The sequence below is a fragment of the Geobacillus sp. PLS 41 genome (genome assembly GCF_056494105.1).
In genome coordinates, this window is sequence record NZ_CM151395.1 from 247154 (window position 1) to 259726 (window position 12573).

Consider the following 12573-nt stretch of genomic DNA (forward strand, 5'->3'; position numbering starts at 1 on the left):
TGATGTTGCGCTCACCTCAACACTTATTAGGTTGCTAGTAGTAATTATGATATTTATTACAATTTCTTCATTTATATAGTGGGTTCTTAAGCACAAGCTTCACTTGATATTCTAGAGAGCCGGTGTTTTAACTGAAAATACCGCTTTCCAGCGATATTTTTTAAATTGAGAAACATGCAAAAACGGCTTGGGCGATATCGTTTCGATCTTTGTGAAACACATTGGCAATGACAGTATCTTTCAGCCATTTCCACAAGCGTTCGATCGGGTTCCGTTGCGGTGAATACGGAGGAAAGTAAATGAAGTGAAAACACTATCCTTCTTCCCGCAAAAATTCTCTCACCATTTTGGTGTGATGAATTCGAGCGTTATCCAGCACCAAGACGACGAGTCGGTCCGAGTAACGCTCTTTGAGAACTCGCAGGAAATCTAAAAACGTTGTGGCATTGGCTGCCCCTGCTTGATGAAGAACCGTTTCGCCATCGTGGACGTTGACCGCGCCAAACAGCGATATGTGAGCATGATGGCCGAACGTAGGCACTTGCTTTTGACGGCCAACCTCTGACAATGTCGTACGCAACACATGATACGACCGGATATGCGTTTCATTCGATGTACAACAGGATGAAATCCGAATCCATTAAGTTTTTTTATCAGGTCCATTTGTTTCTCGAAGTTTTTTTGCCGGTCCGGATCTCCTTTCGCCAACGTGTAGGTCGTCCGGGTCCAAGAAAGCCCTTTTCGATGCAAGAGCTTTCGTAATGCTTCGCGGGAAATGGATATGCTGTAATGGTGGTACACATAGAAGGCCGGTGAATTAATGAAAAAGGCAACTCATCCCAACTCTTTTTCAATTAGAGAAACTTTGTCAGATCTGTTCTCCTTGCTGATCAAATACCGCTGGTTTGAGCAAAAAACTTGTTTTTCACCAGCCTTATAGGATTGAAGGATGTTCGTATTCCACGCCGAAGCGATGTCCCAGCCCAGCTCCACAGGTGTCGTGGTCAACACGAGGTGTGTTTGATCTCTTCCTGCTGTTCTTCGGTGAGAAACGGCTACCAGGGGCAAAATCCCGATGAAGCAGGAGTTCAAGGCCGCCTTCGTTAAAAAGCGACACATAATGGGAAACGGTTGGGCGGCACACATTGACCATGGAAGCAACCTCTCTGCCCAAATAGCCTTCCATGACAAGGCGGACTGCCATCACACGTTGGCGGAGATGAGCGTTTTTGATCTTCCGTTCCTGCTTGCGGAGTTTCCGAGGCGTCCATCCGTGATCATGGGTGATTTTCAGCCGTTTCATGTCTGATTCCGCTCCTTTTCCATGCTTTTCCTTAGGAGCAGTATAACCGGAGTGGGCACCACTTATGCGAAGGTTAACTTTTCAATGAGCATGTATATAGCATTTTCAGCTTGTGGTGTATTTCAACTTCCTGCACATGCACAGCGCACTCAAGGGCTGGGTTCCGGCGTCATCCTAAAACTCGCCGATCTTCCGCATATGATGGTCCGACGGACAAATCCCCGTCCCTTTGACGCAAGAGTTTCTCCAACAAGAAGCGGCTTAGCTTTTTTGTCCTCCCAAGCTCGCTGAGCTAAAGACCTGCCAAATTCGGCGAAGCGAATAATGGACAAGGGCTTCTTCCCGCCCTTGCCCTTATACTGACTCCTTTTCTCCCTTGACGAGTGTCGATCAAGGGTGAATCCAAGCGTTAAATCCCCTTTATTTTCTTTGGAAAGTTGTCTTGTGATCAATTCTCTTGGAATTTTCCAACTCTTCCATGGTTCAATATGGATGTTGAGAATTATAAGTTATTAGCATCGAATGCAAGAGTTACAAGATACACAAGAATTTTGCGTTAAGCACATTAAGATGCCTGTGATGCAACCCGGGGTACAAAAGAGATTTACTTGTAATATTAGGTTGTACAATGTTGTCCTGTTTTTTGACAACAATGTCCAAATCGAAATCATCCAACTTCGCCATTCTTCATTCCCTCCTTTCCATATGTTGATATTTATCATTAACTACTTGATGAAAGATGTATAAAGACATCATAGATTCCATCTTTTTTCACCAAGCAGTTAATGTAAAGCTAAAAAGCTCCTTTTTCACATTTAGAATAGATCGAAATTCTAAGATTTTTCTAATGTATTGGTATATATTTTTTATAATTTTCTTTAATTTATTGTGATTATAATATGGGATTGCCTCCATAGCCATCAAGTTAAGAAAACAGGAATAAATATATGCCTCATTGGACCATCCTTTTGAAGACCTCATAATGTCTTAGAAAGGGTGGTTTTTTTGAAGACGTCCTTATCTCTCCAAGAAGAATGGCATTGTTTTTTAGACGGATTAAGAAGCGTGTTATCGTGCGAAGAACTTGAACATATGGCCCGAGATCATCAATTTATTCAACGAAAGGGGAAGTTACGCGCCCATGATTTCGTGGCACTTTGCACATTTCTCCAGGAAGGAGGCGGTCAAAAATCATTGGTGCAGCTTTGCAGTGCTCTAGCTCTCAAGCAAAACACCTCTCTGAGTGCGGAAGGGCTCAATCAACGGTTTCATGAAAAAGCGGTGAGTTTCCTCAAAGCGGTGTTTGAAAAACTGCTCATTCATCAGACTCAGGAGGCCCGTCGCTTATGTCCAAGACATTCGCTGTTTCTCCGGATTCGCATTCTCGATTCCACGTCGTTTCAACTGCCTCCTGAAATCCAGGGGATTTACGAGGGATGTACGGGGCCTGGGGTGAAAATTCAGCTAGAATATGAATGGCTAGAAGGGAAGGTTCTCCATGTGGACGTCGAAGATGCCCGTCATCACGACGCCGCCTACGGAGCGTCCCTTCTATCGACCATCCAAGAGGGAGACCTTTGTTTGAAAGACTTAGGCTATTTTTCGCTTGAGGGATTGCAAGCCATTCATGACGCCGGGGCCTTTTATATTTCACGGCTCAAACACAATGTAGGGATTTACCAAAAAGAAGGGGACCGATTTCGAAAATGGGAACCAGAGGATTTCCTTGCGGTGCTGCAACCGGGAGAAACCATGGAACTGGAACATGCGTATGTCAGTGGAAAGAAAGTTCATCAACCGCGGCTCATTGTGTATCGGCTGACAGAAGAACAGGAGCGACAGAAGGAAGGACAATGGAAACAGAAGGCGAAACAAAAAGGGGCCGCGTACGTGACGCGACGCCCCCACCCAATATATGTATATATCACCAATATTCCAGCGATTTATACCTCTTTGCACGAAATTCATACGCTGTATTCTCTTCGCTGGCAGATTGAGGTGGTATTTAAGACATGGAAATCCCTGTTTCACATTCATCGATTCAAACCGATGAAAGGGGCTCGCTTTCAGTGCCACCTGTATGGAACATTGATTGCCTTATTGATCAGCTCCACTGTCATGTTTAAAATGCGGGAATGGCTCTATCGAAAACAGAAAAAGGAATTGAGCGAATATAAGGCGATGAGTATGATCAAGGAGTTCGGTATGGATTTATTTCAAGCCTTATGGTGTTCGGAGGCGTTAGCTGTCCAACTTCTTTTAAAACTGTGTGACATCATCGCTCAACACGGAAAAAAATCAAGGCGTTATACAAAAAAGAGCGCTTTAGACATTATCGAGAGTTTGGTCATCATGCCGGTGTCGTAAGAAATTCCCGCCTCATACCATGAAAAAAACCTTCTATCGGGAAGGTGTATTTGGCATGCCTATCTTTATATATTCTCACGGTCACAGCCTCCAAAGATGAAGAGTGAAGCCTTGGAGCTACTCGCTCCAAGGCTTCACTTGATGGCTATGGGGATTGCCTCAAAGAGTTGTTGACCCAAGCAAAACACACAACATCTTGGCATTTCCATGGCGGCTCTCCTGTTCAAGAGTAGGATGGGGGAGTGGCGCAACGAAGAAGAGCTGCTGCACTGAAGCTCCCAGCATCCTCCTCAGATGCAGGAAGCTATTGGTTCACTTTTGATTGTCCCATGAACACGGAAGCGGCACCTTCGCACAGTTGGTTGTTCAAGATGGCCACCCCCTCGCGAATTTCGACATTACACACATGACAGTCATTCTGCCGTAATATGGGTCATACCCGTAATCACCCCTTCATTCATCGAATATACTTCATGGCATAATGACTGAATGTCCACCTTGTTGTGAGACGTCAACAAAATGGTGCAGCCTCTTTTGTTTTCCTCCCGAATAATTTGGTACACTTGGTCCACCGATTTTTCATCCAAAGCATTCATCGGTTCATCGAGCAACATCAGCTGCGGTTTCTCCATGATGCATTGTGCGATGGCCAGTCTTTGTCTCATTCCAAGAGAGTACGCTTTCACCGGCCTTTTATCATGCGGATTCAACCCCACTCGCTCGATCGCCTCTTTTACCTCACGTTCGCCGATTTTGTTCTGAATCATGGCTAAAAAATGCAAATTATCGAATCCTGAGTATTGTTCAAGGAAACCTGGTTTTTCCAACAAAACAGAAATATCGCTCGGAAATGATACATCTTGGTGCAACGTCTGGCCAAATACCGCCACCGTGCCGCTGGACGGCTTCACAAGTCCGCTGATGACTCGGAATAACATCGTTTTTCCCGACCCGTTCGGCCCGACAAATCCATAAATCTTTCCTCTTTCCAACTCTAAGTTGATATTGCGCAAAACTTCCCTTGCTTTTATCGTTTTGGAAACATTGGATAAGACGATCGCCTTCATAATTGAAAACCTCCTACATATAATCCGCGTTCTTCACTCTCTTGATCGTCCAATACCCGAACGCAACGATCGACAAGAGCTCCACCATCAACGCCGACCAGAACATCGAGCTGCTCCGCACGAGATCCGCCATGCTGTAGTACAAAGGAATAAAAGGCGTTGGCATCTTGACACCCACAAAAAACAAAGCGAGAATGACAACATTCGCCAAGTGATGGGTTGCATACACGTTCAACAACATCCACACGCTGGCGTGCCAATACAAATTCACGGCGATGCCCACGAACATGAGCACGAGCGAACGGTCAAACGAAAACGCCATATGCGACACAAAGAGACCGAAGCCGCCAGCGATCAAAAACACCGACAAGACATACACCAATGTAAATAGAACACCTGCCAGCAGCCTAGCCATCGTGTACGACGTCGTATCCCTCAACAAAATGAACAGTTTATGTTCAAAATATTTATCCCGCTTTTTCCAAACGATTTGGAGCAACACCACATAGCCGAAGCAAATCATCAGCCAATACATCCAATTCGAGATCGTCACCGCTCCGAATAAGCGGGAGAACAACTCCGATAGGCATTGGGAAGAAAACGCCTCTGACCAGCTGGACATCAAAGTGCCCAACAGTGGGAACAGGAGGCAGGTGATGACAATTCTTTTGACATCCATTTTGATCAGGGTAAACTCCAAATGCATCGGTTTCATAAAAGATCATCCTGAACATAGTAGTTTTTTTGGCTTGACGAAAGGCAAATGGTATAGACCAGCACCAGCATCATCGCAATGAGAACTAAGATTGTCCAAACGGGAGCCGTCTGTTCACTTATGTAAAACAAATAAGGGAGCATGTGCACAGTGAACATATCCAATACAGCCAGTATGATGACGGCAGCGAAGGCGAAAAAGCGGTTCCCCCCAAAATCAATGAATGCGACAAACAACAATCCGTATATCGCGGTGACGAAAAAGTACATGACAAGAAAATAGAGAAACGAGCTTTTATCCCCACTATGCGGCACGTACAAAAAAGCCGCATGGGCGTTTGGCATATTAGGATAGATGACGTATTTCACAAACATTGTACATAATCCGCCTACTGCGGCAACCCAAAGAGACACGCCCCCCGCCAGAACGACGACCAGCAACGCTTTATGAAGACCGATTTGCCTCCGCGTGCGGTATCTTCTTAGCACCACCCACGCATTGGTTTGAAGCGCGGAACCTAAAAGAAACAAAAAAGCAGGGAGATGAAAAAATTCATACCGATAAAGCAAGATAAAATCTTTGAGGCTGTGCCACTTCCCCACCACCACCATTCCTAGCGGCAAGATGCCCGCCACCATCAACAAAGCCATGACGCCCAAAATCATTTTGATGACGGTTCGATGCAACAGCAAATCTTGCCAAACAAAAAAAACGTTCTGTCTAGAGAACATCTTCACTTTTCTTCACTCCATATGAAAATACCGCTACCGCAATCAACAATTGGAGGACAAACACGATGACGATTTTCCAATAGGACAATCCTTCCACTGGTTGTGAAGGGATTAAGAAATTAAACGGATCCCAAGCCAATTGGTTGGTGATAGTCAGCGCCGCCCAACAAACCATATAAATGATTTGTGGCATCAAAGTAATCAAATACCGATTTTTCAACAACAAGGAAAATCCTAACCCAAGGCAGACGTAGCCGCTGGCAAACAATCCGCCAATGATATAATACGCGAGAACATACCAATAAGGGGAGATCTCCAATAAAGGAGAAAAAAGGCTTTTCTTTTCCCCTTCAAACGAATTGTCCGGCAACGGCAACGTGCCATTGACCAATTGCCGATATGCCTGGGAAAAGCTCGAATAATCCCAATGGTTGGTCAAAAGGTTGACGAGCACGACGCCAAAAAGAAGAGGAAGGAGAAACAAGAAAAACGCGCTGATATAAGAAAACAAAAATTTCCCCCAGTAATAAGCGCTTCTTCCCATCCGTGTCAATTGATAATGAACATTTCCGCTCTTTCGCTCACGATCAATCGAATCCACCAATGGAATCGACAACAATAATGGAAAAAGGAAGTAATATAGAGATGAAAATACGTTAAAGCGGAAGCCTCCTAGACCAACCCATTCAAGGTGAGGCGATGCCAAGGCGAAAACATTTGGATTGTCGTGGTAAATTCGTTCAAGCAACTGCACATTTTCACGATAATCTTTCACCCCCAACACGACGGCGCCGATGACAAGCAGCAACAGGCAGGCTGCGCTGATGTAAAAGTTCCTATTTTTCAAAAGTTTGATCAATTCTATATACATACTATCATCTCCTAATTCTTCTGTTAAGGACGGTCTTCTTTGTGATATTGAAGAAGACCGCCCCGACCAAGAAAACCTCTTTCTTGTCCAAGTTGACTGAACATACCTATAAATCGATCAATTGTCGGGATAAAATTTGCCTGCGATGTCAACTGTAACGTAAGTGAAGGATGCATTTTCCGCCATTAATGAAACTTTTTTGCCAACAGCACTTTGGTCGACAGTGAAATAACGCGTGTCATTATCGGTTACATTCAGCGCGGTTGGCGACACTTTCGTGGAACCTTGCTGAATCCACATGTTTGCTTTATAATCGGCGCCCACAACCGAATTTTCCACTTTACTTTTACTGTTTGTCGCTTTATTGGCGCTTGCTAATTCCGTATCGCCTTGAAAACGAGGGAGAACCCCAGCATACGTAACATAAGATGCGGCGCTGACTCCCCCTACCACAATGAATGAGATAAAAGCAAGCAAAGTAGTAACCATTTTAAGTTTTTCCTTCATGATTCGATCCCCTCTCCCCTAATAAATTTTGAAAACGCAGGATCGTCCTCCCTCTAGAAATGTTGATTTATCAAGGCTTTTCGGCCTCTCAGGGGTGTCCAAAAAATATTTTTCGACAAAATCCCTTACATCCTTTTTCAGTTTTGTGGATATCTTACAGACCTAGGGTGCGCTTCGCGGCCACGGCTGGTTATATTTTCCTGCCGCGGGGGGGAAGCATATTCGATGCACCCTTTGGATCTCCGCGTCGCTGATGAGGACGAACCCTCCCATGTCTCCGGGCGTCTTCGCGCCAACATTCCCTCGTTCGGTCTCGTCATCAGGCGGAGGCCGGCCAAGCTCCTTTAGGGACTCAAGGTCGAATGGATGAAATCACGCCAGCTTCTCCGGTGTCATCTCGTTGTCCAACGATTCTTCCGTTCGCAGGGGGAGGCCTTAGGCCGCCCGTTGCACCTGGGACAAGACGTCCTGTTTCATTCGCTCCGCGTCAAACGCTTGTTTCTTCGTACAAATCGCAAACAGCACATTCAACAGCTTCCGGCACAAGGCGACGATGGACTGCTTTCCGGTCAGCGGATTGACGGATCGGGTCGTATAATACTCATGCAGCTCGCGAAACGCCTCGTTGTGCCGGATCAGCGGAATCATCGCCCGAAACAGCACCGAGCGCAGCCGTTTCCGTCCCCGTTTGGAGATGTGCTTTTGCCCTTTGCGCTGGCCGGAGGAGTTCTCCTTGAGCGTCAGGCCCGCCAACTTCACCAATTGGCGCGGGTCCCGATAATGGGCGAAGCTGCCGATCTCCGCCAGAAGATCGATGATCATGGCGTCTCCCAACCCGTCGACCGTTTTCAACCATTGGTACTCCATCGTCGTTTGAACCAATGCCTTCAACTCGGCGTCCAGTGCAGCGATCTCCGCCTCCAATTGGCGGTATCGGCGGACGAGCGCGGCGATCTCAAACCGGGCCATCGCTGTCCCTTCCGTCACCCCAATCGAGTCCTTCGCGGTGTTGATCAACGCCTGAATTTTGGCCTTCTGCGGGCATTTCATCCCTTCGCTTTGCCGGTACACCTCAAGAAGCTCCTCCACCGTCCGGCCGGCCATATCAGCCGGAAGCGGCGTCCACTCCAACACCGAAAGCGCCGTTTTCCCCAAGTCACGAAACACGGTCCAAAACTCTGGAAAATACCGATCCGTCCAGCGGACGATCGCGTTTTTCACCGCCGTCTGTTCCTTGCGGAGCTTCTCTTTGAGCGTGCTCCCCACGCGCAAATCGGCTTCAATCTCGTGCAGCAGCCGGGGGACGAGGAATCGTCCGTCTTTCGCCAGTCTGGCAATGACCAGGGCGTCTTTGGCGTCGTGTTTCGTCGGCAGGTTGTCATCGAGTTCTTTCGACCGGCACACATGCGCCGGGTTGACCATGACCAACGGGATCCCGTGCTCCTCGAGGAAGTAGGCCAGGTTCAACCAGTAGTGCCCGGTCGGCTCCACCGCGACGATCACCTCTGACTTCCCAAACGCTTGCATCGCCTCCTGAATCGCTTTATACAGCTGCTGAAACCCCTCTTTCGACTGGAAGATCGGGAACGACTTGCGAAGCACGCGCCCCCGGTCATCCACGAAGCAGGCGTAGTGGGCTCGTTTCGCGATATCGATGCCCACGACAAGCGTTTGTTCCGTAACTTGATCAATTTTATAGTTTTGTGTACAATTCATCTGAAGTCCTCCTTGGTATGGTGAGAGATGTGGTTGACACCCCTGCATCATACCAAGAGGGCTTTTTTTGATCAAGTCCCCGGAAAAGCTCCTAACGGGAATGCTCCTTTCCATATGTTGATATCTATCATTAACTACTTGATGAAAGATGTATAAAGACATCATAGATTCCATCTTTTTTCACCAAGCAGTTAATGAGCAAGCTGAAAAACTCCTTTTTCACATTTAGAATAGATTGAAATTCTAAGGTTTTTCTAATGTGCCGGTATATATTTGGTTCATCACCAAAAGATGTACTTGCACCTGTCATGAAAGTATGTTAGCTGTTTCTAGCCGAACCCGCAGTGCAAAACGCTGGATATTTCGGTATCCGTATCCCCGACGTTTCATCAGCTTGATCTTGTTATTCGTTCCCTCCATCTTCCCATTCGAATAAGGAGACAATATGCATGAAATGATTTCATCTGTTCGTTTGACAAGTGCTTTTGCGATGGCACGAACAGCGGAACAAGGACAAAACAAGTATCGATGAATCCAAGCGTTCTGCCACTTCTGCACCGTTTGGCGTTCCTCCTCGGTGAGTTTCTCGGGGCACTGGGTCAAGAAGCGGCAAACATACCGAACATGCCCATGTTTCTTGCCCTCTTTTCCTAAGGATTTGCGGCATCGATCCAACGCTTCTGTAAACAACTGAATCACATGAAAATCATCGACCACATGCTTCGCTTCCGGACACATCCCTTGAATGGCTTTTTTCATCGCTGGAGCCAAATCGCTCACGACATACTGAACAGAATCAGACACATGAGCCAACGCACGTCCAATGGCTTCCTCGTTCTTTCCTGCTTCAATGGCATACACTTCTCCCGTTTCGGCATCCATGACCGCCACTCCGTAGTCATGTCCTTTTCGAAACGCAAACTCATCGACACAAACTGCCTTTGGTTGGATGTCATTCGATAGGAAGGAAGGGGCATGGGTATAAAACCAACGTTCAACGGTCGTGTAAGGAAGCTGGAGCATTCGAGCCACCGCCTGAATGGAGGTTCCGATGCAACATTGCGCTGCCCATTGCTGAAACGCATCCGTCGCTACACTTCGAGGGGAAATTCCGGGATAAGAAGTGCTGAATGTCATGCCACACGTGCCACAACGTCTACGCTCCACAGGGAGTTCCACCCAAAAGATGCCGATCCGTTGAGCATACCCATGCATCCATTGCTTCTTTTTGCCTGTCATTTTGATCGTACGCTTCAAGCAGACAGGACATAACGGGCATTGTTCGGTGGGAGAAAGTTCGAAAATCCAACGTTCTTCTTCTTTTCGCACCTTTTGAATCAAAACATCTGGTAAATCGATGAGTTCTTTGATAAACTGAGCGTACATGCGAATTTTCCTCCAATGGGTTGGCTTGGTCACCTTTACCATACAGGAAAATTCGCATTTTTTGTACCCTCTATTTTCTCTATGCATACCTATCTTAAAATCTCAAGTACAACTTGTGGTGAAGAGCCAAAAATTTCGAACAGAAGATTTTATCCATGCTTATACAAAATCATTGACCCGTGATGCTAGTGGAACGCTGCGTTCAACTAGCATCACTATATGCAACTTAAATGCTATCATACGCGTAAGAAAGATCTCGGGCCAAGGCGATGCGGTTTCTATCAAGGAAGCGGGGGTGATGCCCGCTGCCCGTCGTGTATTCGCTGGCCTCCGCACGATCGTTGCCAGCCAGCTCTCAGGATGCTGCTTTGCGTGCCGGAATTGCGCAAAAGTGAAAGCCGTGAACAATGGGAAGGAGAAGAACGGTTTGCTCCGCAAATCAAAAAAGAGCGCCCTGTTTTTTCGCTTAGGACACTCTTTATATTTTCTAAATGTTTCCTATATCCGCTTCGCTACTTCTACTTCACCCCCACCGTCTGGCTTTGGCGAATGGCTTGGCGCAAGTCGTCCAAAATATCGTCGATCGCTTCGGTGCCGACAGACAGACGCACAAGGCCTGGGGTGACGCCGGCGGACAGCTGTTCTTCCGGGGTCAGCTGCTCATGCGTCGTGCTGGCTGGGTGGATGATGAGCGATTTCGAATCGCCGATGTTGGCCAAATGCGAGAACAGCTTCACCGAGTCGATCAATTTTTTCCCGGCTTCGACGCCGCCTTTGATTTCAAACGTGACGATCGCGCCCTGCCCATTCGGCAAATACTTTTTCGCCAGTTCATGCGACGGATGGCTCGGAAGCCCTGGGTAGTTGACCGATTCGACGGCTTCTTCCTCTTCTAAAAACTTAGCAACAGCGAGCGCATTTTCGCTATGACGCTGCATCCGCAAGTGAAGCGTCTCTAATCCTTGCAAAAGCAAAAACGCATTAAACGGCGACAGTGCCGCTCCTAAGTCGCGCAAGAGCTGAATGCGTGCTTTCGTGATGTACGCCGCTTCGCCGACGGCGTCCACATACACCAACCCGTGGTAGCTTGGGTCTGGCTCGGTGAACTCCGGAAACTTGCCGCTCCCTTTCCAGTCGAACTTGCCGCTGTCCACAATCACACCGCCGATCGAATTGCCGTGCCCGCCGATGAACTTCGTCGCTGAGTGGACGACGATATCGGCGCCGAATTCAATCGGCCGCAATAAGTATGGACTGGCCACCGTGTTGTCGACGATGAGCGGAATGGCATGGCGATGGGCGATGTCGGCCACCGCTTCGATGTCGAGCACATCGTTTTTCGGGTTGCCGATCGTTTCCGCAAACAACGCTTTCGTTTTGTCGGTGATCGCCCGCTCAAAGTTTTCCGGATCGGACGGATCGACAAACTTCACCGTAATGCCGAACTTGCGCAGCGTATGGGCGAACAAGTTGTACGTTCCGCCGTAAATGGACGACGACGAGACGATTTCATCGCCCGCCGAGGCGATGTTGATGATCGAATAAAACACCGCCGCCTGCCCCGATGACAGCGCAAGCGCTCCAATGCCGCCTTCAAGCGCCGCGATCCGTTTTTCCAAGACATCGTTTGTCGGGTTCATAATGCGCGTGTAAATAAACCCTTCCTCTTTCAAGCCAAACAAATTGGCCGCATGCTCGCTGTCGCGGAATACATACGAGCTTGTTTGGTAAATCGGCACCGCCCGCGCGCCCGTTTCCGCATCCGGTTTTTGCCCGGCGTGGATGGCGAGCGTCTCCGGGCGGAAAGTTTGTTCATTGCTCATCGTTTCCTCTCCCCTCTTTGACCCTTCGAGATTTCATATCCTACTAAATCAATTGGTTTTTTCTTATAAAAAATCTATCATTCGATC

12 protein-coding genes and 1 pseudogene are annotated in these 12573 nt (G+C 47.5%); 1 reads left to right on the plus strand and 12 read right to left on the minus strand.

The window, feature by feature from the left end; all coding sequences use genetic code 11:
* Positions 1-160: 160 nt before the first annotated feature.
* From ACVX3G_RS01065 to ACVX3G_RS01080, 4 genes and pseudogenes are all read right to left on the minus strand, one after another.
* Positions 161-547: pseudogene (locus ACVX3G_RS01065) on the minus strand (IS630 family transposase); the annotation flags it as partial.
* Positions 430-801, minus strand: coding sequence for a winged helix-turn-helix domain-containing protein (locus ACVX3G_RS01070; RefSeq protein WP_223812567.1), 372 nt, complete (start codon positions 799-801; stop codon positions 430-432). The pseudogene ACVX3G_RS01065 and the gene ACVX3G_RS01070, both read right to left, overlap by 118 nt.
* A 133-nt stretch (positions 802-934) precedes the next feature.
* Entirely contained in the window at positions 935-1303 is a 369-nt protein-coding gene (locus ACVX3G_RS01075) for a helix-turn-helix domain-containing protein (protein WP_011229806.1), read from the minus strand.
* 531 nt (positions 1304-1834) lie between these two features.
* Positions 1835-1987, minus strand: coding sequence for a gallidermin/nisin family lantibiotic (locus ACVX3G_RS01080; RefSeq protein WP_011229803.1), 153 nt, complete (start codon positions 1985-1987; stop codon positions 1835-1837).
* A gap of 321 nt (positions 1988-2308) precedes the next feature.
* Between ACVX3G_RS01080 and ACVX3G_RS01085 the strand changes: the two genes are divergently transcribed.
* The gene (locus ACVX3G_RS01085; RefSeq protein ID WP_011229802.1) at positions 2309-3670 is read left to right on the plus strand and encodes an IS4-like element ISGka3 family transposase; all 1362 of its coding nucleotides are present in this window, start codon (positions 2309-2311) and stop codon (positions 3668-3670) included.
* A 413-nt stretch (positions 3671-4083) separates the two neighbouring features.
* Here the strand turns inward: ACVX3G_RS01085 and ccmA are convergent, their stop codons facing one another.
* The 8 genes from ccmA to ACVX3G_RS01125 all read right to left on the minus strand — a co-directional run bounded on the left by ccmA (position 4084) and on the right by ACVX3G_RS01125 (position 12486).
* The gene (gene ccmA / locus ACVX3G_RS01090) at positions 4084-4737 is read right to left on the minus strand and encodes a heme ABC exporter ATP-binding protein CcmA (protein ID WP_011229800.1); all 654 of its coding nucleotides are present in this window, start codon (positions 4735-4737) and stop codon (positions 4084-4086) included.
* 13 nt (positions 4738-4750) lie between these two features.
* Positions 4751-5452 carry a hypothetical protein gene (locus ACVX3G_RS01095; RefSeq protein ID WP_011229799.1) on the minus strand — a complete coding sequence of 234 codons (702 nt, stop codon included), beginning with the start codon at positions 5450-5452 and terminating at the stop codon, positions 4751-4753.
* On the minus strand, positions 5449-6189 hold the full coding sequence (locus ACVX3G_RS01100) for a hypothetical protein (protein ID WP_014194784.1): 741 nt from the start codon (positions 6187-6189) through the stop codon (positions 5449-5451). The genes ACVX3G_RS01095 and ACVX3G_RS01100 overlap by 4 nt, the downstream gene beginning before the upstream one ends.
* Positions 6173-7054 (minus strand): NADH dehydrogenase, encoded by an 882-nt coding sequence (locus ACVX3G_RS01105; RefSeq protein WP_011229797.1) that lies wholly within the window; start codon positions 7052-7054, stop codon positions 6173-6175. The genes ACVX3G_RS01100 and ACVX3G_RS01105 overlap by 17 nt, the downstream gene beginning before the upstream one ends.
* A 117-nt stretch (positions 7055-7171) precedes the next feature.
* Positions 7172-7561 (minus strand): hypothetical protein, encoded by a 390-nt coding sequence (locus ACVX3G_RS01110; protein ID WP_011229796.1) that lies wholly within the window; start codon positions 7559-7561, stop codon positions 7172-7174.
* Positions 7562-7996: 435 nt separating this feature from the next.
* Complete coding sequence (locus ACVX3G_RS01115) at positions 7997-9277, minus strand: IS110 family RNA-guided transposase (RefSeq protein WP_041470245.1); 1281 nt, start codon at positions 9275-9277, stop codon at positions 7997-7999.
* 306 nt (positions 9278-9583) lie between these two features.
* On the minus strand, positions 9584-10663 hold the full coding sequence (locus ACVX3G_RS01120) for an ISL3 family transposase (protein ID WP_011229794.1): 1080 nt from the start codon (positions 10661-10663) through the stop codon (positions 9584-9586).
* A gap of 518 nt (positions 10664-11181) precedes the next feature.
* Complete coding sequence (locus ACVX3G_RS01125; protein WP_011229793.1) at positions 11182-12486, minus strand: homocysteine synthase; 1305 nt, start codon at positions 12484-12486, stop codon at positions 11182-11184.
* Positions 12487-12573: the final 87 nt, after the last annotated feature.

Excerpts from the sequence above, each read along its gene's own strand:
- ACVX3G_RS01075 (WP_011229806.1), bottom strand. The coding sequence starts at position 1,303 with ATGAAACGGCTGAAAATCACCCATGATCACGGATGGACGCCTCGGAAA.
- ACVX3G_RS01080 (WP_011229803.1), bottom strand. The coding sequence starts at position 1,987 with ATGGCGAAGTTGGATGATTTCGATTTGGACATTGTTGTCAAAAAACAG.
- ccmA (WP_011229800.1), bottom strand. The coding sequence starts at position 4,737 with ATGAAGGCGATCGTCTTATCCAATGTTTCCAAAACGATAAAAGCAAGG.
- ACVX3G_RS01095 (WP_011229799.1), bottom strand. The coding sequence starts at position 5,452 with ATGAAACCGATGCATTTGGAGTTTACCCTGATCAAAATGGATGTCAAA.
- ACVX3G_RS01105 (WP_011229797.1), bottom strand. The coding sequence starts at position 7,054 with ATGTATATAGAATTGATCAAACTTTTGAAAAATAGGAACTTTTACATC.
- ACVX3G_RS01110 (WP_011229796.1), bottom strand. The coding sequence starts at position 7,561 with ATGAAGGAAAAACTTAAAATGGTTACTACTTTGCTTGCTTTTATCTCA.
- ACVX3G_RS01115 (WP_041470245.1), bottom strand. The coding sequence starts at position 9,277 with ATGAATTGTACACAAAACTATAAAATTGATCAAGTTACGGAACAAACG.
- ACVX3G_RS01120 (WP_011229794.1), bottom strand. The coding sequence starts at position 10,663 with ATGTACGCTCAGTTTATCAAAGAACTCATCGATTTACCAGATGTTTTG.
- ACVX3G_RS01125 (WP_011229793.1), bottom strand. The coding sequence starts at position 12,486 with ATGAGCAATGAACAAACTTTCCGCCCGGAGACGCTCGCCATCCACGCC.